Annotated in this window: 17 protein-coding genes and 7 tRNA genes; 1 reads left to right on the forward strand and 23 read right to left on the reverse strand. The window is 40.9% G+C overall.

The window, feature by feature from the left end; genetic code table 11:
- Positions 1 to 32: 32 nt before the first annotated feature.
- The 14 genes from EAL87_RS04630 to EAL87_RS04700 form a co-directional block, all read right to left on the reverse strand.
- Complete coding sequence (locus EAL87_RS04630) at positions 33 to 8,705, reverse strand: DNA-directed RNA polymerase subunit beta/beta' (RefSeq protein ID WP_120913291.1); 8,673 nt, start codon at positions 8,703 to 8,705, stop codon at positions 33 to 35.
- Positions 8,706 to 8,927: 222 nt separating this feature from the next.
- The gene (gene rplL, locus EAL87_RS04640; protein WP_120913293.1) at positions 8,928 to 9,305 is read right to left on the reverse strand and encodes a 50S ribosomal protein L7/L12; all 378 of its coding nucleotides are present in this window, start codon (positions 9,303 to 9,305) and stop codon (positions 8,928 to 8,930) included.
- Between the two features lie 45 nt (positions 9,306 to 9,350).
- Positions 9,351 to 9,845: a 50S ribosomal protein L10 gene (gene rplJ, locus EAL87_RS04645; protein WP_120913295.1), complete on the reverse strand. Its 495-nt coding sequence runs from the start codon at positions 9,843 to 9,845 to the stop codon at positions 9,351 to 9,353.
- Positions 9,846 to 9,953: 108 nt separating this feature from the next.
- Positions 9,954 to 10,658, reverse strand: a complete 705-nt coding sequence (gene rplA / locus EAL87_RS04650; RefSeq protein ID WP_001085839.1) for a 50S ribosomal protein L1 — start codon at positions 10,656 to 10,658, stop codon at positions 9,954 to 9,956.
- A gap of 44 nt (positions 10,659 to 10,702) precedes the next feature.
- Positions 10,703 to 11,128, reverse strand: a complete 426-nt coding sequence (rplK, locus tag EAL87_RS04655; protein WP_001085997.1) for a 50S ribosomal protein L11 — start codon at positions 11,126 to 11,128, stop codon at positions 10,703 to 10,705.
- A 17-nt stretch (positions 11,129 to 11,145) separates the two neighbouring features.
- Positions 11,146 to 11,673, reverse strand: a complete 528-nt coding sequence (gene nusG, locus EAL87_RS04660) for a transcription termination/antitermination protein NusG (RefSeq protein WP_000384125.1) — start codon at positions 11,671 to 11,673, stop codon at positions 11,146 to 11,148.
- Between the two features lie 29 nt (positions 11,674 to 11,702).
- Entirely contained in the window at positions 11,703 to 11,882 is a 180-nt protein-coding gene (gene secE / locus EAL87_RS04665) for a preprotein translocase subunit SecE (RefSeq protein WP_000362121.1), read from the reverse strand.
- 142 nt (positions 11,883 to 12,024) lie between these two features.
- Positions 12,025 to 12,100 (reverse strand) — tRNA-Trp (locus EAL87_RS04670).
- A 39-nt stretch (positions 12,101 to 12,139) separates the two neighbouring features.
- Complete coding sequence (gene rpmG / locus EAL87_RS04675; RefSeq protein WP_000865159.1) at positions 12,140 to 12,298, reverse strand: 50S ribosomal protein L33; 159 nt, start codon at positions 12,296 to 12,298, stop codon at positions 12,140 to 12,142.
- A gap of 59 nt (positions 12,299 to 12,357) precedes the next feature.
- Positions 12,358 to 13,557 carry an elongation factor Tu gene (gene tuf, locus EAL87_RS04680; RefSeq protein ID WP_120913297.1) on the reverse strand — a complete coding sequence of 400 codons (1,200 nt, stop codon included), beginning with the start codon at positions 13,555 to 13,557 and terminating at the stop codon, positions 12,358 to 12,360.
- 126 nt (positions 13,558 to 13,683) lie between these two features.
- Positions 13,684 to 13,758, reverse strand: a tRNA-Thr gene (locus EAL87_RS04685).
- Positions 13,759 to 13,788: 30 nt separating this feature from the next.
- Positions 13,789 to 13,865, reverse strand: a tRNA-Gly gene (locus EAL87_RS04690).
- Between the two features lie 28 nt (positions 13,866 to 13,893).
- Positions 13,894 to 13,978: transfer RNA gene (locus tag EAL87_RS04695), tRNA-Tyr, on the reverse strand.
- Positions 13,979 to 13,996: 18 nt separating this feature from the next.
- Positions 13,997 to 14,072, reverse strand: a tRNA-Thr gene (locus EAL87_RS04700).
- A gap of 183 nt (positions 14,073 to 14,255) precedes the next feature.
- Here EAL87_RS04700 and EAL87_RS04705 point away from each other — a divergent pair.
- The gene (locus EAL87_RS04705) at positions 14,256 to 15,992 is read left to right on the forward strand and encodes an ABC transporter ATP-binding protein/permease (protein ID WP_120913299.1); all 1,737 of its coding nucleotides are present in this window, start codon (positions 14,256 to 14,258) and stop codon (positions 15,990 to 15,992) included.
- Positions 15,993 to 15,998: 6 nt separating this feature from the next.
- On the opposite strand, the gene EAL87_RS04710 is transcribed toward EAL87_RS04705, so the two are convergent.
- From EAL87_RS04710 to EAL87_RS04750, 9 genes are all read right to left on the reverse strand, one after another.
- Entirely contained in the window at positions 15,999 to 16,667 is a 669-nt protein-coding gene (locus EAL87_RS04710; RefSeq protein ID WP_120913301.1) for an HAD family hydrolase, read from the reverse strand.
- 103 nt (positions 16,668 to 16,770) lie between these two features.
- The gene (locus EAL87_RS04715) at positions 16,771 to 17,760 is read right to left on the reverse strand and encodes a DNA adenine methylase (RefSeq protein WP_120913303.1); all 990 of its coding nucleotides are present in this window, start codon (positions 17,758 to 17,760) and stop codon (positions 16,771 to 16,773) included.
- Positions 17,761 to 18,080: 320 nt separating this feature from the next.
- Positions 18,081 to 18,365 (reverse strand): IceA2 protein, encoded by a 285-nt coding sequence (locus EAL87_RS04720; RefSeq protein ID WP_120913306.1) that lies wholly within the window; start codon positions 18,363 to 18,365, stop codon positions 18,081 to 18,083.
- 300 nt (positions 18,366 to 18,665) lie between these two features.
- Positions 18,666 to 19,181, reverse strand: a complete 516-nt coding sequence (gene cysE, locus EAL87_RS04725) for a serine O-acetyltransferase (protein WP_120913308.1) — start codon at positions 19,179 to 19,181, stop codon at positions 18,666 to 18,668.
- Between the two features lie 251 nt (positions 19,182 to 19,432).
- A tRNA-Leu gene (locus EAL87_RS04730) sits at positions 19,433 to 19,519 on the reverse strand.
- Between the two features lie 54 nt (positions 19,520 to 19,573).
- Positions 19,574 to 19,660: transfer RNA gene (locus EAL87_RS04735), tRNA-Leu, on the reverse strand.
- A gap of 67 nt (positions 19,661 to 19,727) precedes the next feature.
- Positions 19,728 to 20,045 carry a F0F1 ATP synthase subunit C gene (locus EAL87_RS04740; protein ID WP_000669961.1) on the reverse strand — a complete coding sequence of 106 codons (318 nt, stop codon included), beginning with the start codon at positions 20,043 to 20,045 and terminating at the stop codon, positions 19,728 to 19,730.
- Positions 20,046 to 20,177: 132 nt separating this feature from the next.
- Positions 20,178 to 22,244: a polyribonucleotide nucleotidyltransferase gene (locus tag EAL87_RS04745; protein WP_120913310.1), complete on the reverse strand. Its 2,067-nt coding sequence runs from the start codon at positions 22,242 to 22,244 to the stop codon at positions 20,178 to 20,180.
- Between the two features lie 2 nt (positions 22,245 to 22,246).
- Positions 22,247 to 22,951, reverse strand: a complete 705-nt coding sequence (locus EAL87_RS04750; protein ID WP_162972610.1) for a phosphoribosyltransferase — start codon at positions 22,949 to 22,951, stop codon at positions 22,247 to 22,249.
- Positions 22,952 to 22,956 lie beyond the last annotated feature (5 nt).

Here is a 22,956-nt window from a genome sequence, read left to right on the forward strand (position 1 = left end):
TTTCTTTTAAAAATCTTAACCGATTTTTTATATCAAAATTTAGGGTCATCTTCAAGCGCTCTCAGCACGATTTTTTTATTTTTATACATGCCCGTTCCCACAGGGATCATCCTCCCCAACACCACATTTTCTTTCAAGTCTTCTAAAAAGTCTTTTTTCATAGCGATACTGGCTTCTGTTAAAACTTTAGTCGTTTCTTGAAAAGAGGCCGCTGAAATGATGCTATCGCTCCCAATAGCCGCTCTGGTGATCCCTAAAAGCACCGGTTCAGCAATCGCTGGCTCGCCTTTTAAAGCGATCACACGAGCGTTTTCTTCTTTGAAGAGTTTTTTACTGACTAAGTCCCCTTCAATAAACTTGCTATCCCCGCTGTCTAAAATACGCACTTGCCTTAACATTTGAGACACAATGATTTCAATGTGCTTGTCCGCAATGCTTACCCCTTGCCTGCGATACACTTGCTGGACTTCGCTCACAATGTATTTATAAAGCTCTTTTTCACCGCTGATCCTTAAAATATCATGGCTTGAAACCACCCCATCTGTCATCGCTTCTCCCGCATGCACAAATTCATCAGCATGCACTAGAATTTGCTTACCTTTATCCACAAAATAATCCATAGAACGGCCATCTTTAGAAGTTACGATGATGTGTTCTTTATTGCGAATGGGTTTGCCAAAACTCACAATCCCATCAACTTCAGAAAGGATCGCTACGTCTTTAGGTTTGGGTTTTCTCGCTTCAAACAATTCTGAAACCCTTGGGAGACCTCCGGTAATGTCTTTAGATTTAACGGTCGCTTTAGGGATTTTCGCTAGCACTTCAGCCTGTTCTACGCTAAAGCCATCGCTAATGGCGATAGAAGTTTTTGGCTCTAGGAAATAATGCGCTTCTTCGCCATCAACCCCCTCTAAAAACAAGCTTGGTTTGTACCCGCTTGGAATATAATCATTCACCACCAAACTAGTAATACCGGTATTTTCGTCTTCTTTTTCAGCGACCGTAACCCCTGCGATAATATCCACAAAACTCACTCTACCCTTAAAGTCCGCAATGATAGGGGTGTTGTAAGGATCCCATGTGGCAATCGTGCTTAACGCGTTTGTAGTGGGCTTAGAAATAAGGCTATTCGCATTCACTTCGCTATTATCATCAATCAAGATCTCAGAACCCCTAGCGATATAATGGCGAGCGGCTTCCCTACCATTATCATCAGCGATAACCGCAAACAAGCCTTTTTCGCTCACCATATCGCCCTTTTTGATCCCATGGGTGCGCTCTAAATGGTTAGCCTCTAAAACATAGTATTTGATTGCACCTTTTTCTTTGGCATACACATCTTGCACAATGGGGTCATTATCCTTGACTAGCAATTCGCTCGCGTAAGGGATGCGATTAGGCACGTTCCAGCCCTCTTGGATAATATCAGCGATACTTCCCCCCTTATGCACCTTATGCCCGCTAGCATAAGGCAAATACACCTTGCCTTCAATCTTACCGCCAACGCCGGCTAATTCGCTTGGCTTGACAATATCGCTTCTTCTTAAAACGAATTTAGCTTCTTGCTCGCCATTTTTCACGCTCACAACGACTTCTTCATAGACCGTTTCAATGCGTAATTCCCCATCAAAAGGCGCTTTAATCTTAGGCTCTACCACTAAAATAGAAGCGTTACGGCGGTTAGCGATAATGTTTTTACCCTCTTTATTCGTGTAAGTCCTAAGGTTGTAGAAACGCACAAAACCTTCTTTGCTCGCTACAATTTCACGCTCATCCTGGCTCCTGCTCGCTGTCCCGCCCACATGGAAAGTCCTTAAAGTGAGCTGCGTTCCAGGCTCCCCAATAGATTGCGCGGCTACCACGCCCACCGCTTCACCCGGATAACTCATTTTGCCTTCGCCTAAATTCAAGCCATAGCATTTCGCGCACACGCCCTTTGGCGCTTTACAAGTTACTGGGGTGCGGATCGTAATGGATTTAATCCCGGCTTCAACCACCTTTTTAGCGCCCTCTTCATCAATCAAAGTGTCCGCATAAAGCAAGATTTCATTCGTAATGGGATCAATCACATCTTCTAATAAAACGCGCCCAAAAATACGCTCTTCTAAAGGTTCAATCAATTCACTCCCCACCGCAATATCCGTGATTTCAATCCCTTCATGCGTGCCGCAATCATCAGACACCACCTTGACGTTTTGCGAAACATCAATGAGCTTTCTTGTCAAATACCCCGCATTGGCGGTTTTTAGCGCCGTATCCGCTAAGCCCTTTCTAGCGCCATGCGTGGAATTAAAGTATTCTAAAACATTCAACCCCTCTTTAAAGTTAGAAATAATGGGCGTTTCAATGATACTGCCATCCGGCTTTGTCATAAGACCTCTCATCGCTGAAAGCTGACGGATTTGCGCCGCGCTCCCCCTTGCACCGCTATCCGCCATCATATAAATAGAGTTAAAGCCCTCTTTATCTTTTGCGATAGCAGTCATCATTTCCTTACTCATTCTGTCATTGACTTCAGTCCAAGTGTCAATGATCTTGTTGTAACGCTCTTGGTCAGTGAGCAGCCCTTGATCGTATTGTTGCTGGATTTTTTTAACCTCTACTTTGGCTTTTTCCACCATTTTTTGCTTGTCTTTGGGTGTGATAATATCTTCCATAGAGATAGAAATACCAGCCTTAGTCGCATACCTAAAGCCAAGCGTTTTTAAATTATCCAAAAAGGTTGCGGTAATGCCGATACCGCCGACTTTATGCACATAATCCACAAGCACGCCAATATCTTTTTTCTTCATGGGTCTGTTCCACAAATCCGTAGGGATAAAATCAGGCAAAATGGACTTAATGATCATGCGCCCTGCACTCGTAGCGATAATATTCCCTTGATCCAAAACCCTAATCTTTGCGTGGATGTCTAATTCTTTCATATCAATAGCGGTGATGATTTCATTCACGCTAGAAAAAAGCTTATGCTCGCCCTTGACCCCACTCTTTTCTAAAGAAAGATAATAAAGCCCTAAAACCATATCCTGGCTAGGAATAGCTACGGCTTTACCGCTAGCGGGCAGAAGGATATTCATAGAGCTTAGCATGAGCACCTTGCATTCAGCGATCGCCTCTTGGCTTAAAGGCACATGCACCGCCATTTGATCCCCATCAAAATCGGCGTTGAACGCTGAACACACTAACGGGTGCAATTGAATCGCTTTACCATCAATCAGCTTTGGATGGAACGCTTGAATGGATTGCTTGTGCAAGGTAGGAGCGCGGTTGAGTAGCACCGGATACCCCTCTGTGATTTCTTGCAAGCACTCCCACACTTCATTGCTTTTTTGCTCAATCATGCGTTTAGCCTGTTTGAGCGTAGTGGCATAACCTCTCTCTTCAAGTTTGGATAACAAATGCGGTTTGAAGAGCTCTAACGCCATGTTTTTAGGCAACCCGCATTCATCCATTTTAAGATTGGGTCCAACCACAATCACGCTTCTGCCTGAAAAATCCACACGCTTACCTAAAAGGTTTTGCCTGAAACGCCCTTGCTTGCCTTTAATGATCTCGCTGAGCGATTTTAAAGGGCGTTTGTTAGCCCCTTTAACCGCATTAGTGCTGCGACCGTTATCAAAAAGCACATCCACGGCTTCTTGCAACATCCTTTTTTCATTGCGCACAATGATTTCTGGAGCCCCAAGCTCCATTAGGCGTTTCAAGCGTTGGTTACGATTGATGACACGACGATACAATTCATTCACATCGCTGACCGCAAACTTCCCGCCATCTAGTGCGACTAAAGGCCTTAAATCCGGTGGCAATACCGGTAAAACCGTGAGCATCATCCACTCAGGCCTGTTACCAGAATTTAAAAAGCTTTCTACCACTTTCAAACGCTTAATGAGTTTTTTCTTTTTCGCATCGGAATTAGTGTCTTTCACTTCTTCTTTCAAACTTTGTAACAAAACAATCAGATCAATTTCTTCTAACAAATCCTTGATCGCTTCGCCGCCCATTTGCGCTACAAAACCTCTGTCTTCGTATCTTCGTGAGATATTTTGATACTGCTCTTCATTCAAAATATCGTATTTCATCACAAGCTTAGTGCCTTCATTGTCATAAGCGGCTTCGCCTGGCTCTTTAACGATATAAGCTTCATAATACAACACGCGTTCTAAGTCTTTCATCTTAACGCCTAAAAGCGTGCCGATACGGCTAGGCAAGGAATTGACATACCAGATATGCGCTACAGGAGTGGCCAATTCAATATGCCCCATTCTAAAACGCCTGACTTTGGAGTGCGTGATCGCCACACCGCATTTTTCGCATGTGCCAATGTCTTTGAAGCGAGGCTTTTTGTATTTACCGCACAAGCATTCATAATCTTTAGTAGGGCCAAAGATTTTCATGCAAAACAAGCCGTCTCGTTCAGGTTTTAGGGTACGGTAATTGATCGTTTCTGGCTTTTTAACTTCCCCATAACTCCAAGAATGGATTTTTTCAGGGCTGGCTAGAGTGAGCTGGAAAGAGCTAAAGTCTTTAGGCCTGTCATCTTCTTTAATGACAATGGGTTTAGGCGCTCCATCCTCATCCACATCGTCCCCAAAAATATTAATATCCAAAGCGAGCGATTGCAATTCTTTAGTCAAGACATAGAAAGTCTCAGGGATTTCGCTCTCGCCCACTTGCTCACCTTTAGCGATAGCCCTATAAGCGTTCTCTCTGCCTCTAATATCATCGGATTTAATGGTAAGCATTTCTTTTAGAGTGTGCGCTGCACCATAAGCTTCCAAGGCCCATACTTCCATTTCCCCAAACCTTTGACCCCCAAAGAGCGCTTTACCCCCAACAGGCTGGTGCGTTACTAAGCTATAAGGGCCTGTGCTTCTGGCATGGACTTTTTCATCCACTAAGTGGTGGAGCTTGATCATATACATATAGCCCACATTCACGCGCTCCCTCATTTTCTCGCCGGTGCGCCCATCATACAGATCCATTTTGCCATCCATAGCGATCTTGGCTAATTCAAACAGCTTGTAAAATTTTTCTTGCGAGATGCCTTCAAACACAGGGATAGCCATCTTAACGCCCTTGCTCCAATCTTTAGCGTATTCCAAAAGCTCTTCATCAGAGCAATTCTCAAGGACATGGATTGTCAAGGGGTCTTTTTCATTAATGGCGTTAGCGATTTCTAACATTTTAGCGCGCAATTCTTTGGCAAAATCTCTGGTTTTATCCTCTAGCATGCTAGCGATTTGTTTGCCAAACTCTTTCCCCACTAAGCCTAAATGCATTTCTAAAATCTGCCCAATGTTCATGCGGCTTGGCACGCCTAAAGGGTTTAAGACAATATCCACAGGCTCGCCATCAGCGGTATAAGGCATGTCCGCAACCGGCACGATATTAGACACAATCCCTTTATTCCCATGCCTTCCTGCCATTTTATCGCCCACTTTAAGCTTCCGTTTTGTAGCGATATAGAGCTTGACTTTTTTGATCACGCCATTAGGCAAAATATCGTCTTTTTCTAAAATAGAAAGCTTTTCTTCATGTTCTTCGCCCAAAACTTTTTTTTGCTCTAAAAAATTGTTTTTAGTGATTTCATAGTGGTTTTGCACTTCTTTAGAATACTTTTTGACCAAACTAGCCAAAGTGAAGCGGTTGATTGAAGCGATTTCTTCTTTGGGGATTTGATCGCCTTCTTTATAATCCTTGCCATTGTGGCTGAAAGGCTCTTCTAAAATCGCTTGAGAAAGGAGCGAGCTAACGCGCAACAATTCTTCTCTATTGAGCATGGTCAAGCGGTCAAAATGCTCCATATCAAGCTTGGCTTTTTCTTCTTCATACGCGCTCAAAACCCGCGCGTCTTTCTCATAGCCTTTTTTAGTGAAGACTTTCACATCAATCACCGTGCCTTCCAAACTGGGAGGGCAATACAAACTCTTATTGACCACATGCCCAGCTTTATCCCCAAAAATAGCCCTTAAGAGCCGTTCTTCAGGCGTGCTTTTAATCTCGCCCTTAGGAGAAGTCTTGCCCACTAAAATCATGCCAGCGCTCACATAAGTGCCGACTTTAACGATCCCGCTTTCATCAAGATGAGCGAGTGCTTCTTCTTTCACATCAGGAATATCAGCGGTAAATTCTTCCACGCCATGCTTAAGCTCCCTAGCGTCCACTTCTTTTTCATAAATGTGGGTGGAAGTGAAAATATCGTCTTTAGTGATGCGCTCACTCACCACGATCGCGTCTTCAAAGTTATAGCCATTCCAAGGCATGAACGCCACGCGCACGTTTTTCCCTAACGCTAACTCGCCTCTGTCCATGCTAGGGCCATCAGCGATGATTTGCCCAGCTTCCACTTTATCGCCCACTTTAACGATAGGGACTTGATTGAAGCTGGTGTTTTGGTTAGTGCGTAAGTTTTTTTGCAAAGAATACGCATCAATATAGGCCTCTTCTTTGCCTTCGCCTAAAATGTAAATATTTTTAGAATCAATTTTTTCTACAACGCCTGCACGATTGGCTTTGATCGCTCCCCAAGAATCCCTAGCGATAATTTTTTCAATCCCTGTGCCTACAATGGGAGCGTCGCTTCTTAATAATGGCACGGCTTGGCGTTGCATGTTAGTCCCCATTAAGGCGCGGTTAGCGTCATCATGTTCTAAGAAAGGAATGAGCGATGCGGCGACCCCTACTAGCATGCTAGAGCTTAAATCCATTAAGGTAACTTTGCTTTTTTCGTTTAAAACGATTTCGCCTTCCACGCGCGTTTCAATCAAATCGCCCAAAATATTACCCTCTTCATCAATAGGGGTGCTTGCGGGAGCGATGATGTGGCTGTCTTCTTGAATAGCGGTCAAATAAATCGTCTCGCCCACCACTTTGCCATCCACAACCTTTTTATAAGGGGCTTCAATAAAGCCTAAATCATTCACCCTCGTGAAAGTGGAAAGGGTGTTGATCAAACCGATATTTTGACCTTCTGGAGTCTCAATAGGGCAAATTCGGCCATAATGCGTGGGGTGCACATCCCTGGCTTCAAACCCTACCCTGTCTTTCACCAATCCCCCTTCACCGAGCGCTGAAAGGCGGCGTTTGTGCGTAACCTCACTCAAAGGGTTAGTTTGATCCATAAATTGCGAGAGCTGGCCGCCCATGAAAAATTCCATGATGGTGCTTGTGATCATTTTAGAATTGACCAAGTCATGGGGCATGAGCGAATCAAAAGCCCCGCTCATGGTAGTGAGCTTGTCTTTAATGGTCTTTTGCATTTTCACTAAGCCTGAATGCAATTCATTGGCCAACAATTCCCCTACCGCCCTGATCCTACGATTGCCCAAGTGGTCTCTGTCATCAATCTTGCCCTGATTGTTTTTGATCTTCATAAGGTATTTAACGGTAGTGATAATATCTTCATGCGTTAAAGTCGTAATGTAATCAGGCACATGCAAGCCTAACTTGTGATTCATTTTCATACGGCCCACCATGGTCAAATCATAGCGTTCAGGGTCAAAGAAAAGTTTTTTGACAAACTGCTTAGCCACTTCAGTCGTAACAGGATCGCCTGGCTTCATAACCTTATGGATACGAATCGCCGCTAGAGCGTTTTCATCATCAATTTTTTCGGTTTGCTTGAGTAATTTCAAAGACTCATAATCGGCTAAAAAAGAATGGATAATGGAAGCGTCATGCCCTAAAGCCAAATCATTGATGATCACAAATTCTTGCACGCCTAAATCGTGGATTTTTTCTAATCTGTTTTTATCCAGCTGAGTGAGCATGTCCAATAAGACTTCTTCTCCCACCATAATAGGTTCAGCCAAATGACGATTGAGTAAAATATCCATAGGGTATTCCACCCATTCTAAATGGTTTTCTTTAAGCTCTTTAATCTTTCTTGAAGTGAGCTTTTTGCCCGCTAAAAGAATGATCTTGCCTTGAGGATCTTTCAAATCAAATTCCATTCTTTGATTGGCGTCTAATGAAGCAAACGGGATCAAATATTTATCGTTTTCATAACGCACTTTAACAAGCGGGTAGAACATTTTGATAATGTCTTGTTTTTGATAATCCATCGCCCTGAATAAAATGGTAACAGGCACTTTACGGCGTTTATTGATACGAGCGTATAAAATATCTTTAGAATCGTATTCAAAATACAGCCACGAACCCCTATCAGGGATGATTTGCCCTGTGTAAATGAGTTTGTTTAAAGAAGTGCTGGACTCCTCTTCTTTGAAAATCACACCGGGGCTTCTGTGGAGTTGATTGACCACCACGCGCTCTACTCCATTGATAATAAATGAAGTGCGTTCTGTCATCAAAGGGATCTCACGAATGAAAATGCTTTGTTCTTTAATATCCTTAATGCCGTTCTTTTCGCCACTCTTGGTGTCTTTTTCCCACAAAATCAAGCGCACTTTAATTTTGAGCGGGATAGAGTAGGTAATGCCTCTCTCCATCGCTTCTCTAACGGTGTATTTAGACTTGCCAAATTCACAACCCGCATACTCTAAAGTGATGCGGTTATGCTCATCTTGGATAGGGAAAATGGATTTAAAAACCTTTTCAATCCCGCTCTCTTTGCCATCTTTGGAATACAAGAAAGAATCGTAGCTGTCTCGTTGCAATAATAATAAATTAGGAACTTCTAAATCTGTTGGGGTTTTTGTAAAATCAGCTCTCAAGCGGTTTTTTAGGGGAATTTTTTTTGACATATTTCAAGCCTTTGATCAAAAATTTTGAGTTATTTAATGCATTAATTCAAGTAAGCATTGCAAAAGGATCTTTAAACTTTAGAACCATCCATGATAAAAATACCAAAACCCACCTGCAATACTAACCACTTTAGGCCACACGCTCACAAACAAAATCATGGAGCAAAATCATCTGCCACGCTAGAGCAGAGAAAGGCGCAAAGACCTTTCTATTCTTAAGTCTTACTTGACTTCAACCTTAGCGCCTACTTCTTCAAGTTTCTTCTTGATGGTTTCAGCTTCTTCTTTATTCACGCCTTCTTTAAGCACATGAGGGGTTTTTTCAGTAGCGTCTTTAGCTTCTTTCAAGCCAAGTCCAGTGATTTCACGAACCACTTTAATCACCTTAATTTTTTCAGCACCGCTATCAGCCAAGATCACATTAAATTCGGTTTTCTCTTCGCTCTCAGCCGCTGCACCGCCAGCTGCAACTGCACCCGCTACAACCGTTGGAGTCGCGCTCACGCCAAATTTTTCCTCAAACATTTTAACCAATTCAGAAAGCTCTAAAACGCTCAATGAACCAATATACTCTAACACTTCTTCTTTTGAAATTGCCATAATCCAATCCTTCAAATTTTTTTAAATTAAAGCCATCATAGGCTCTTAGTTTTCTTCTTTCGCTTTACGCAAATTGTCTAAACCCGTAACAAAATAACGCACCGGAGCCGTCCAAACAGAAAGCAACATTCCCATAAGCTCTTCTTTGCTTGGGAGTTTTGAAACCGCTTCCACATGAGCTACACTAACGCTTTCTTTATCAAACAAGCCCGCTTTCAACACAAAGTGATCTTTATGCTCTTTTTGGAAATCAAACACGAGTTTAGAGAGAGCGATTTGATCATCGCCCCACAAAAACACATTGGTTTCTTTCAAATCCAAATCAGAATAGCCGGTCTCTTTCATAGCAATATGAGCAAGAGTATTCTTAATCACTTGCACTTTAATGCCTTGAATGCGAGCCTTATTCCTTAAAGCTTCCAACTTGCTCACGCTAAGACCCTTATAATCGCAAATTAAAAGGGCTTTGGCATCTGCAAATTGCGACTTTAAGTTAGCGACCAACTCTACTTTATGCTGCCTTTGATGTTGTTTTTGCATCTTTTCCTCCTTTCTAGACTAGACCTCTGCAAGATTATCTTTTTAAAAAAGAAATTTTAAGCTTCTTAGCTCTTACGATCTTCAGCCTAAGATTAAAAACTCCTAACGCTATTTAATGTCCATCAATTCTTGTGCGTCCAAACTCACTGAAGGCGACATGGTGAGCGAAAGAGCGGCGTTTCTAATATACTTACCTTTTGCACTACTGGGTTTTAGGCGGTTGATTGTTTTAACCAACTCAAGCATGTTTTCTTTGATTTTTTCTTCAGGAAAACTCGCCTTACCAATAGGGGCATGGACATTGCCCTTTTTATCCACCCTGAAATTCACTTGACCGCTTTTAGCATTACTAACCGCTTTAGCAATATCCATCGTAACGGTTCCGGTTTTAGGGTTTGGCATCAAACCCTTAGGGCCTAAAATCCTACCCACTTTACCGACAACCGCCATCATATCAGGCGTTGCAATCACCATATCAAAATCAATGCGACCATTTTTGATTTCTTCAGCTAAATCGTCCCCACCAACGACATCAGCCCCAGCGTTCTTGGCTTCATCTTGCTTAATATCTTTTGCAAAAACGGCCACTCTTACTTTTTTCCCTGTTCCATGAGGAAGCACCACCGCACCGCGCACCATCTGATCCGCATGCCTTGGATCAACCCCTAGCCTTAACGCTACTTCCACGGTTTCATCAAATTTGGCTGAAGCGAGGGATTTAACCACCTCTACGCCTTGCTCTACGCCATACGCTTTATCGTTTTGAATTTTAGAAAAAAGTTTTTCCAATCTTTTAAATACTTTTTTTGCCACGATTCTAATCCTTAAAAATTTCTTTCAATTCCAACAAAACCCAATCAATCCACAACTTCTACGCCCATGCTCCTAGCGCTGCCCATAACGATTTTTTTGGCCGCTTCCATGGTGCTTGTGTTTAAATCTTCCATTTTTAATTGTGCGATCTCTTCCACTTGCTTGTGGGTGAGCTTTGCAATCTTATTTTTGAGCGGGTTGTCAGAACCTTTTTCAACCCCAGAAGCTTTTTTGATCAAATCCGTTACCGGAGGCTTTTTAGTGATAAAGGTGAAACTCTTATCTTGATAAACCGTGATAATGACTGGGATATTAAAACTCCCCATGTCTTTAGTTCTCTCGTTAAAAGCCTTGCAAAATTCCATGATATTAACCCCTCTTTGACCCAACGCTGGCCCTACGGGAGGTGAAGGGTTTGCCTTACCGGCAGGGATTTGAAGTTTGATTTCTCCGACTACTTTTTTAGCCATGTTTTCTCCTTAAAAAGTTATATAATTTTTTCCACTTGTGAATGCAAAATCTCTATTGGAGTGTTCCTACCAAAAATAGAAACATTGAGTTTGAGCTTGCGGTGTTCCACATCATACTCTTCCACCGTAGCGGTAAAGTTCGCAAAAGGTCCTTCCACCACGCGTACCACTTCGCCTTGCTCAAAAAAGATTTTGGGCTTGGGGGCTGCTCGATTATTCATTTTTTCTAAAATATGCCCAATATCCGCTTCACTCAATGGGGTTGGTTTTTTATTTTCTCCAATAAAACGACTCACTCTTGGCAAAGATTGTATCTTGTGCCACAAAACCGTATCTAAATCCACCTTAATAAAAACATATCCAGGATAAAGGCTTCGTTCCGTTACTTTTGTCTTGCTTTTTTTAGAAACCTCTATAATATCTTCGGTAGGCACAATAATCTCTTGTATCCTATCTCTTATATCATGGTCATTCGCTAAATTCTCAATCGCTTTCTTAACGGACTGCTCGCTCCCTGAATAAGTTTGTATGGCATACCAATCCATCATTATTCTCCTTATTTAAAGCCACCAACCTATAGAACACTAGAGACAAAAGCCCCTAGAGAAAAATCCAACAAAGCTAAAAACAGCGTGATAGCGCTCACCACCACTAAAACAGAAATAAGTGCATTGCGTATCTGCTCCTTAATAGGAAATATCACTTTAGAAAGCTCTTCTCTAGCCAATTTATATTGCATGAGCCATTTATCCATAGTTTCTTTTCGCCCTCACTTAAACTTAATACATTTATACATTAAAAGAATTTTTAATTCTATCCAAAATAGCTTAAACTAAAATTAAAAAATTTAAAAACAATCCAATTGAAACAAAAATTTGACAGAATAAATTAGCAGATGGCAGGCCAGGAGGGACTCGAACCCCCAACAACCGGTTTTGGAGACCGACGCTCTACCATTGGAGCTACTGACCTAATCTCCCCTCCTTTTAAATTACAACACCAAAGAAAAAGCTAGCTCTTCAATTTGATTTCTTTATGAAGAGTGTGCTTATTTTCCCTTGGGCAGAACTTCTTAAGCTCCAGTTTTTCAGTGTTAGTTTTGGCGTTCTTGGTTGTGCTGTAATTGATGTCTTCACAATCAGAACACTTCAACCCTATTTTAACTTTCATAATGACCCTTTATTAGCGACCTTTTATGGTAACTCTTTTACTTTTATTATTGAGTAAGATTATTCAATAATATTACTCACAACGCCAGCACCAACAGTCCTACCGCCTTCACGAATCGCAAATTTTGTCCCTAACTCTAATGCGACAGGGCTAATCAACTCTACAGTGATTTTCACATTATCGCCAGGCATAACCATTTCTACGCCTTCAGGAAGAGTGATAGAGCCGGTCACATCAGTCGTGCGCACATAGAATTGCGGGCGGTAGTTGGTAAAGAATGGGGTGTGTCTCCCACCTTCTTCTTTAGAAAGAACATAAATTTTTCCCTCAAATTTCTTGTGCGGAGTGATAGAACCTGGTTTGCATAGAACCATACCGCGTTCTACTTCTTCTTTTTTAGTTCCTCTCAAAAGCACGCCCACATTATCGCCGGCTTCACCTTTTTCTAGCTCTTTTCTAAACATTTCTACACCGGTTACAGTGGTTTTTTGTGTGGCTCTGATACCAACGATTTCCACTTCATCGCCCACTTTCACCACGCCTCTTTCAATCCTGCCTGTAACCACAGTTCCCCTACCTGCAATAGAGAACACATCTTCAACCGGCATCAAGAAAGTTTTTTCAGTGTCTCTTTTTGGAGTAGGGATATAACCATCCACTTCAGCCATGAGCTTAAGCACCTTTTCACCCCATTCACCCACATTGCCAGCTTTTGCTTCTTCTAAAGCTCTTAAAGCTGAACCCGCTACGATAGGGGTGTCATCACCAGGAAATTCATACGCACTCAACAACTCACGCACTTCCATTTCTACAAGCTCTAACAATTCTTGGTCATCTACCATGTCTTGTTTGTTTAAAAAAACAACGATGTGAGGCACGCCCACTTGACGAGACAATAAGATATGCTCCCTAGTTTGAGGCATAGGACCATCAGCTGCAGAAACAACCAAAATCGCTCCGTCCATTTGCGCCGCACCGGTGATCATGTTTTTTACATAGTCAGCGTGTCCTGGGCAATCCACATGCGCATAGTGTCTGTTTTCAGTCTCATATTCAATGTGAGAAGTAGCGATAGTGATCCCTCTTTCTTTTTCTTCAGGGGCGTTATCAATATTGTCATAGTCTTTCATTTCTGCAAGACCTTTCAAAGAAAGCACCGCTGAAATCGCTGCACTCAAAGTCGTTTTGCCATGGTCTACATGCCCAATGGTTCCAATATTAACATGCGGCTTAGTTCTGTTAAACTTTTCTTTTGCCATTTGTATTTCTCCTTAATTTTTTGAAATGGATTTTAGAATTATACTAAACAAAATCCCAAGTATTCCTAAATGCTACCACAAAATTTAAGACATTTTTGTCTTATCGCCATTCAAGAGATTATAAACTGGAGCCTATAAGCGGAATTGAACCGCCGACCTCTTCCTTACCAAGGAAGTGCTCTGCCTCTGAGCTATATAGGCGTCTCAAAAACTAAAATGTTATCCTAAAAATGGAGCGGGAAACGGGACTCGAACCCGCGACCCTCAGCTTGGAAGGCTGATGCTCTAGCCAACTGAGCTATTCCCGCATCTATAAAACAAAACACAAAACAAACATGGTGGTGAGACGTGGATTCGAACCACGGAAGACATAGTCAGCAGATTTACAGTCTGCCCTCGTTGGCCACTTGAGTATCTCACCAAAAATTCTTACATTAACTGGAGCTGGCTAAGGGACTTGAACCCCCGACCTGCTGCTTACAAGGCAGCTGCTCTACCAACTGAGCTAAGCCAGCACAAATTAAATAAATCAAAGACTTGGGATTATAGCAGTTTTATGCTTAACTTGTCAAGAAATAGCACTAAAAGACCCAATCACTCTCACACAACGCTAGAGCATGGTTAAAATTTTAGCTATAATCTAGCTCAATTTGGCTTAACATAGCTCAAGCTTATTAGAATTTATGGACACTTAAATCATGGCAAGAAAAAAACATAAAATTTCTACTTTAAAATATTTTTTGCGTTCTTTAAAGCAAATCTATATGCTCATCACTTTCAAGGAAAAAATGGTTTTTTTCCTTCTTGTGTTAATGGCGATTTTTTCTTCTTTTGTGGAAGTGATGTCCCTTACGCTCCTTATGCCTTTTATCACTCTCGCTTCCGATCCCAACAGGGCTTTAGACGATAAAGATTGGAAAATGGTCTATGATTTTTTCCATTTTTCATCTCCTGTTCGTCTTATGTATTTCTTTAGTTTTTGCTTGGTGGGGATTTATTTGTTCAGGATGTTTTATGGGGTGTCTTTCACCTATTTGAAAGGGCGTTTTTCACACAAAAAAGCTTATCATATCAAACAACAACTTTTTTTACAGCACATTAAAAGCAACTATCTCTCCCATCTTAACCATAATTTGGATTCCTTAAGGGATATTATCAACAATAAAGCAGAAAGCATGTTTATGAGCTTTAACGCTTTTTTGAATTTACTCACTGAATTAACCGTGATCGTTTTTTTCTATTCCACGCTATTAATCACTAACTGGAAGCTAACGCTTGTGTTCACCCTAATCATCTCTATACAAATTTTTATTATCACTAAAAAAATCACCATTCTTATCCAAAAAAAGGGTGAGATAGCGGCTAAATCTAGAGCGCAAACGCTTAAAGTTTTTTCCAAATTTTTCAGCAATTTCAAAATCACTAAACTCAAAGACAACCACGAAGAAGCCCACAAGCTTTTTGGTGAAAATAGCCGCAAAGCCCATGACACCGAGATTATTTATTCTACTTTGCAAGTGGTCCCCAGGTATTCATTAGAAACGGTGGGTTTTAGCTTGTTGATTTTAGCGGTCGCTTATATTTTATTTAAATACGGCGAAGCTAAAATGGTGCTCCCTACCATTTCTATGTATGCTCTAGCGCTTTATCGCACGCTCCCTTCTGTAACTGGCGTTTTAAATCAATACAATGAAATCGCTTACAACCAGCTTGCGACCAACATTGTTTTTAAAAGCCTTTCTAAAACCATTGAGCAAGAGGATTTAGTCCCTTTAGACTTTAATGAAAAAATCACTCTTCAAAACATTTCCTTCGCTTACAAGCAAAAACACCCGGTTTTAGAGGGTTTTAACCTCACCATTCAAAAAGGCCAGAAAGTCGCTCTTATAGGCCATAGCGGGTGCGGGAAATCCACGCTGGCGGATATTATTATGGGGCTTACCTACCCTAAAAGTGGGGAAATTTTCATTGACAACACCCTTTTAACCAACGAAAACAGGCGCTCATGGCGTAAAAAAATAGGCTATATCCCCCAAAATATTTACCTTTTTGATGGCACTGTGGGGGATAATATCGCCTTTGGGAGCGCTATAGATGAAAAACGCCTGATTAAGGTGTGTAAAATGGCTCATATTTATGATTTTTTATGCGAACATGAAGGGCTTAAAACCCAAGTGGGCGAAGGGGGCGCTAAGCTTAGCGGCGGTCAAAAACAGCGCATAGGCATTGCAAGAGCCTTATACGATAACCCTGAAATTTTGGTTTTAGATGAAGCCACTTCAGCCCTAGACAATGAAACTGAAAGTAAAATCATGGATGAAATCTATCAAATCGCTAAAAATAAAACCCTAATCGTCATCGCCCACCGCTTAAGCACGATTGAACGCTGTGAAGTCATTATTGATATGAGTAAGCACAAAGAGCAACTTGTCTGATTGGCTTCACTCTTTTATCAAGCTTTGCAAATCAAACCCCTTAAAGCTCTCTAAATACTTCCCTTGATAGCCGTTTTGACCCACTAAATTTTTCAAAACCTTGCTGTTGTAACCCAAAAACGCCACTTCATTAGCCTTAGCGCTTTCATAGTCATTGACGCTATCGCCTATCATTAGCATGCGGCTTGGGTTATAGGTGTATTTTTGAATGATATTAGTAATGATTTTGGGTTTATTGGGCGGACTCCCTTCAACGCTCTTAAAATACTTAACAATCCCTAAAAACTCGCACAACACCTGCAATTCGCTATGCAAGGCCGCTGAAGCGATATGGAAAATGTAATTTTTATAATGCTCATCAATAAACGCCATCACTTCACTATTCAAATGCCCCCTATCAAAAAGCTTTTGCTCTATAATAGCTCCAAACTCTAGGGCTAATGCATCCACTTCTTCTTGGGTGATAGAGGTTTTTAAAATCTCGTTATAAAAATATTGGATTTTTTCATTCCTTGAAATCCCCCCACTTTGATAATGATAAACTTCAAATTGTTTCAAATCCTCTTGATTCTTGTTGCCATGCTTTTGGAACAACGCCTTAAACCCTTCATTTTTTAAATGCATGCTGTCAAAAATCACGCCATCAAAATCCCATAAAACCACTTCAAGCGCCATTGACTTCCCCTTTCTTGTAGGCTTATTTTGGTTTCATTTTACCTTATTTAAGCGATATTTAAGCGATTATTTTTGCCATTTAAAGGCTGGGTTATTTTGACTCTTATTTAATCAGAACATGCAAACACTCTTTGGTGTGCACGGCTTTGTGGGCGCGTTTGTTATCCGCTTTAAAGCGCATGTAAGTTTTGGTCATTAAGGAGTAAGTGCCGTACTTTTTTAAGATATTTCCAATCTCTGTCTCGCTCATAAGCCCTTCATTGTTATAACTTAAAAAGATGTATTTGAATCGTGCTGTTTTGATCAAGTTTTCAAAAGCGTTTAAGATTTTAGCGCGAGAGCAAAAAGAGGATTTCTGGTAGCTGGGCAAGCCGGTTTTGCCTTTTGGAGCAAAAGGCGTATAAGCAGCAATCGTGTTTAGTAAATGGTAATTCGCTCCGTATTGCCTCGCATTATAAGGAGGGTCTAAATACAAAATATCCCCTGAAATCTTTCTAATCAACTCGCTAGCGTCTTGCTGATACACTTCGTTAGCGTTTAAACTCAAATCAAAATGAGCGCCTTTTAAAATGAGTTCTTTTTGAGCGCTTTTTTTAAGGCGTTTTAAAAAAGCCCCATAGACTGAAGCGGTGTTAGCCACCTTGTCTGCACTCTCCAATAGCGATGCGAGCAAAAAATAATACGCGCAATTATCAATGTTTTGAGAAAGCTTAAGCTCTTCAATTTTTAAACGCATCGCATCAATTTTTTGAGCGTTTGTTTCGCTAAAATACTGCCTTGAACTTCCCCCTAAAGAATAATGCGAACAGATAAAGCCCTTTTTTAAAGCAACGCTATTGAGCCTATCAATAAGCTCTTCTTGGTTAGGGATTTCTTGAATGTTGCCGATATAATTTTGATTCAAAACAAAGCTATAATATTCCAAATCATTAGAAATAACCTTATTAACGGCTTTTTTAAACGCACGCCCCACAATGCCCGTCCCAGCGAATAGATCACAAAAAATCGCACCAGAGAGATCATTGCTCACAACCGCATGGATATTTTCCTTAATAAAGGGAATGAGCTTGTATTTAGAGCCGATGTAGTTCATTAGTTTGTGCTTGTATCTTGGCTTTCTTTAAAGTGGTATTACTTAATATTAAATTCTATGAATTGTAACATAACTTGAAGTAAGTCTCAGCCCCCACGATTAAAACAATCTTAAAACTAACTAATCAGTTCTATGCAAAACAATGATCGTTTTTAATACCGCACACCCTACCAATCGCTTCATTAAAACAACGAAACAACCCCCCTATTATAAACAAAGACTTTTTCTATCGCAACTACTCATTAAAATACCGCTAAAAAAACAGCGACACCCCCTACTAGCTGAATGCATCAAAACTTTTGCCGCTATTGCCCTATTTTCTAGTAGCTTCTTTTACGGAAACCATTTTCATATTCTTCCACTTTACCATTTGATGTGGTTACAGCCACTATACCACCTGAAACTTGCACGTTAACAGCGTTACTACCATAAGTTCTTTTATAGCTACCATCTTTATATTCTTCCACTTTACCCTTTGCAGTAACAGCAGCAACAATATGCCCATCAGTATCTGCAGCTACAATATTACTACCATAAGTTCTTTTATAGCTACCATTCTCAAATTCCTGTATTTTGCCATTAACGACTTTAACTACAACCGCCATTATAAATCTCCTAAAATATAAATTGTGATATACCCAACATCAAACTATCAGTCTAGTCTATAGCCTAACTAACAGATAAACCTTAATTTGAGTATTTGAGTATTTGAGTATTTGAGTATTTGAGTATTTGAGTATTTGAGTATTTGAGTATTTGAGTATTTGAGTATTTGAGTATTTTATCACAAGATCCCTAAAGAATAGCTTAAAAGCAAACTCGCTTAACTCTCATAAAATCAGTCTCATTAATCAATTTACCTCAAAATAACCCGCATGGCGCAAATTTCAACTGCTTGTCTAAAATTAACGATCCTTGGTGATGGTTTTGGCTTTAGCGCCTACAGCCGTAGAGCCTGCGGGTAAATCTGAAAGCACCACCGCATTAGCCCCAATCTTCACACCATCGCCCACGCAAATCGCACCCAAAACCTTAGCCCCTGCCCCCACTACCACTCGGTTGCCTAAAGTAGGGTGGCGCTTGCCCTTGAACCTGCCTGTACCTCCTAGAGTTACGCCATGATAAATGGTAACATCATCTCCAATCTCTGTGGTCTCGCCAATCACCACACCCATGCCATGATCGATAAAAAGCCCTCTCCCAATCTTAGCGCCTGGGTGGATTTCTATCCCAGTAATAAAACGCGCTAACTGAGAAAGCGCGCGCGCAATAAAATAAAACCCTTTCTTGTGCAACGCATGCGCTAGGCGGTAACAAAGCAATGCATGAATGCCCGGATAAAGCAAAAGAACCTCCCACTTATTCCTAGCTGCCGGGTCTTCTTGCAAAACACGCTCCAGGCTATAAGACAAATCCAACATGATAGAGTCTCCGGTTGAAATATATTTGAATCAACATGACTTAAGCAGATTTTTTCTCATCCATTCCAATAAAACTTGATGCAAATTTTTCTTGTCATTATACCTAAACTCACACTCCTTTTATAATGGATTAAACAACCCTTTAAAAAAGGCTTAAAAACGCACTAATCCATCATTTATTTGGCATTTATTTGGAATAAAACTATTTTAAATGAAAAAATAAAAAGCAGATTGAAAAAGATTACTATTAATGGTGCCGAAGGTCGGACTCGAACCGACACGGGATTGCTCCCACCAGATTTTGAGTCTAGCGTGTCTACCAATTCCACCACTTCGGCGTATCATAGAACAAAGAGTAAGATTATACCCACTTATTCCTTAAAAAAACTTAATGGTGCACTGGGCGAGACTCGAACTCGCACGAGATTGCTCCCACCACCCCCTCAAGATGGCGTGTCTACCAATTCCACCACCAGTGCTAAAAATTAAAACAAGTATTGTAGCTAAATCATGCTTTTTAAGCAATAATTTAGCCCATCAAAACCCTTAGCTTAAGAATGGGTTACTATAAATAGCGATAATAGCAAACACTAGAGTATAAATCACTTGCGCTTCAATCATCGCCATGGCCACGAACATGGTTGTGAGCAATTTACCGCCCACTCCTGGGTTTCTCGCTGTGCCTGTAATGGTCGCTGCGGCCGCATTCCCCATGCCGATCGCCCCACCAAAAGCGGCAATCCCTAGACCGATCATCGCTCCTAAGATAGAATAGGATTTAATCATATCCATCCCACCCATTCCACCATCATGAGCGAAAGCAACGCCCGCTAAAGCCAGAAAAAATAACGCTAAAAATTTCATTTTCGCACTCCGTTTCAAAAATTAGGCTTGATTTTCATTTCGAATCGTTCCTCTACTTTCAAAAATACAAGCAAGAATTTATTTTAATACAAACTAGCTTAAAAACGCTTTTAAAAAACGCTTTTTAAAATTTTAAGCCAAATCCAAAGCGATTTTACCCTTATTGAAGCTAATCACCCTACATTTGATACTATCGCCTTCTTTTAAAGCCACTTGACACCTGTCAATATGTTGTTTTCTCAACAAGCCTTCACCCCCCTTAGGCAAGCTTAAAAACGCCCCAAAATCCACAATTCTTTTCACTTGAGCTTCTAGCACCTCATCAATAGCGTATTGCTCCAATTCTTGATCTAAAGACTGCAAATAATTTAAAATAAATTCCTTAGTTTTCAAAACGCGCTCTTTATTCCCCATGATCTTCACTTCACCGCTCGGTTTGTTCAAATCAATTTTAACTTCAAACTTCTCCACTATCTCTTTAATCACACGCCCCCCTTGACCGATAATTTCTACAATTTTATCTGGCGCGACATTAAAAATTTCAGTCGTGGGCAAATGGGAAAAATTGATCACGATCTTTTCTTTCGCTTCATGCATGATTTTTAAAATGTGTTCTCGCGCTTCTTTGGCTTGGAGTAAAGCTTGGTATAAAACCTCTAATCTAATACCGTTTATTTTGGTATCCATTTGCATAGCCGTAATGCCTTCTAAATTCCCAGCAATCTTAAAATCCATATCGCCTTCGGCGTCTTCTAATCCGCTAATATCGCTTAAAATGGCGTGATCTTTCCCCTCGCTCACCATGCCCATAGCCACCCCAGCGACTAAATCATAAATTTCCACACCGCTTGCATAAAGGGCTAAAGACCCCGCGCACACGCTCGCCATTGAGCTTGAACCATTGCTTTCTAAAATCTCAGAAACCAATCGTATCACCTGCTCTTTATTTTTAATGCTCGTTTCTAAGGCTCTTTTAGCCAAATTCCCATGCCCTAATTCGCGCCTTGAAGTCGCGCCAATAGAACTCGCTTCGCCCACGCAAAAAGGAGGGAAATTGTAATGGAACATGAAGCGCTCTTTGATAGGGGCTTTATGCTCCAAACTCTCATGGGTTTGAGCGTCATTATCCGTGCCTAAAACCCCTACCACTAAGCTTTGAGTTTGCCCCCTAGTGAATAAAATGGAGCTGTGCGCCATAGGGAGCAAATCGCTCTCTATCAAAATGGGCCGCACTTCTTCTAACGCGCGCTTATCCGGGCGGATTTTATCCTTAATGATCATGCGCCTTATCTCAGTTTTTTTCACTTTCTCTAAAGACCATTCAATTTCTTCTAAACTGAATTCTGAGTGGGCTTCACTGATTTTTCTGGCAATTTCGTTGAAAACGTTTTCTCGCTCGCTCAAAGCAGAACTTTCAATGCCTTTGATGATTTCATCAAAATACTGATTTGTTAATAAATCTAACAGCCTTTCATTAAAAATTATTCCTTGGCTCTTTTTAAAAAGCAGCTCGTTTTGGTGGGGCGTGAAAACCTCTTCATAAAGCGTGCAAGTTTCTTTCAAACTTTTTTGAGCCAATTCTAAAGCTTCTAGCATTAAAGGTTCTTCTAAAGCGTTTAATTTTTGCCCTAAAGATCGCATTTCTATCATGTTCAAACTCTCTTTTGTGCCGGACACGAACAAATCCAAACTGGATTGATTCAAAAGGCTTGTGTTAGGGTTAATGATAAATTCGTTATCCACCCTAGCGATCCTGCAAGCGCTCACGCTTTTAATAGGAGCGATATGGGCCAAAAAGAGAGCGGCTGAAGCGGCGTTTAAAGCAGAGACTTGCAAGTCATTTTCAATATCATGGCTTAAAACCATTAAAGTGATTTGGGTAGGGTAGCGGTAATCTTTAGGGAATAAAGGGCGTAAAGTCCTATCTATGAGCCTAGAGGTTAAGATTTCAAAATCTTGCGCCCTGCCTTCTCTTTTGACAAAACCGCCCGGGATTTTACCGGCTGCATAAGATTTTTCTAAAAACTGCACCACTAAAGGCAGAAAATCTTCACTCACAGGCTCTCTTTCTGTGCACACGCTCGCTAAAATGATGGTTTTTCCTAAGCGATACATTAGAGAGCTGGTGGCTTGTTTGGCCACTTGTTTGAGAGCAAATTCTTCGGTTTTGTTACTAGAGTTGATGGTGATAAAATCCATATTTAATGTTCCTTTTTTAAATTAGGCGCGTTGTTAGCGCCCAAGTATTTTTCAATTTCTTCATTGCTTAATCGCTTGAGTTCTTTATAATGATGCTCCACAGAGACAAAACATTCAGGGCGGTACACGCTAATCACCCCATCGCACAAACTTTCTAAGCCTTGAGCGACATTTTGCGCGAGAATGGGGGTTAAAATATAAATGTCTTGGCATTCTTTTTTCAAGCAAGTTTGCACGCCTAACCCTGCTCTAAACCCGGTTTCAATCCCCCTATCTACGATAAAAATATTTTTATCTTTTAAGCTTTTGATCGCATTGCCTTTGCGATACTGATAGATGCGAGACAAAATGTCTTCTTCATAAGCCCGCTTGGCTTCCCCATAAACATAGTCTAAAGTGATATCAAAGGAATTGATCAAACTTTCATTCATCACTATATCCATGCTTTCACTCACCAAAGCGATCTCGCATTTTGAGTTTAAGGGGGCTAGGATAGGTTCTAAAAAAAGTATATCATAAGTCGCTCCAAATTTTTGCGCTAAAGCGTGAGCTAAATACAGAGCGTTAAAACTCAAAGCGAGCATGATGGAATCTTTTAAATCAATGTGGCGCGTGTGGATTTCATTGATCAATTTGTTCAAAGCGTCTTCTTCATTGATAAAACGCATGTTTTCGATGTCAGTGATATGGCTAAAATCCGTATTCAAATGCA

The sequence above is a fragment of the Helicobacter pylori genome (assembly GCF_003636935.1).
GTDB lineage: Bacteria > Campylobacterota > Campylobacteria > Campylobacterales > Helicobacteraceae > Helicobacter > Helicobacter pylori_CH.

What these genes read in the sequence shown, in the direction of transcription:
- EAL87_RS04630 (WP_120913291.1), bottom strand. Translation starts at nt 8,705, where the DNA reads ATGTCAAAAAAAATTCCCCTAAAAAACCGCTTGAGAGCTGATTTTACA.
- rplL (WP_120913293.1), bottom strand. Translation starts at nt 9,305, where the DNA reads ATGGCAATTTCAAAAGAAGAAGTGTTAGAGTATATTGGTTCATTGAGC.
- rplJ (WP_120913295.1), bottom strand. Translation starts at nt 9,845, where the DNA reads ATGCAAAAACAACATCAAAGGCAGCATAAAGTAGAGTTGGTCGCTAAC.
- rplK (WP_001085997.1), bottom strand. Translation starts at nt 11,128, where the DNA reads ATGGCTAAAAAAGTAGTCGGAGAAATCAAACTTCAAATCCCTGCCGGT.
- nusG (WP_000384125.1), bottom strand. Translation starts at nt 11,673, where the DNA reads ATGGATTGGTATGCCATACAAACTTATTCAGGGAGCGAGCAGTCCGTT.
- secE (WP_000362121.1), bottom strand. Translation starts at nt 11,882, where the DNA reads ATGGATAAATGGCTCATGCAATATAAATTGGCTAGAGAAGAGCTTTCT.
- rpmG (WP_000865159.1), bottom strand. Translation starts at nt 12,298, where the DNA reads ATGAAAGTTAAAATAGGGTTGAAGTGTTCTGATTGTGAAGACATCAAT.
- tuf (WP_120913297.1), bottom strand. Translation starts at nt 13,557, where the DNA reads ATGGCAAAAGAAAAGTTTAACAGAACTAAGCCGCATGTTAATATTGGA.
- EAL87_RS04705 (WP_120913299.1), top strand. Translation starts at nt 14,256, where the DNA reads ATGGCAAGAAAAAAACATAAAATTTCTACTTTAAAATATTTTTTGCGT.
- EAL87_RS04710 (WP_120913301.1), bottom strand. Translation starts at nt 16,667, where the DNA reads ATGGCGCTTGAAGTGGTTTTATGGGATTTTGATGGCGTGATTTTTGAC.
- EAL87_RS04715 (WP_120913303.1), bottom strand. Translation starts at nt 17,760, where the DNA reads ATGAACTACATCGGCTCTAAATACAAGCTCATTCCCTTTATTAAGGAA.
- EAL87_RS04720 (WP_120913306.1), bottom strand. Translation starts at nt 18,365, where the DNA reads ATGGCGGTTGTAGTTAAAGTCGTTAATGGCAAAATACAGGAATTTGAG.
- cysE (WP_120913308.1), bottom strand. Translation starts at nt 19,181, where the DNA reads ATGTTGGATTTGTCTTATAGCCTGGAGCGTGTTTTGCAAGAAGACCCG.
- EAL87_RS04740 (WP_000669961.1), bottom strand. Translation starts at nt 20,045, where the DNA reads ATGAAATTTTTAGCGTTATTTTTTCTGGCTTTAGCGGGCGTTGCTTTC.
- EAL87_RS04745 (WP_120913310.1), bottom strand. Translation starts at nt 22,244, where the DNA reads ATGGATTTTATCACCATCAACTCTAGTAACAAAACCGAAGAATTTGCT.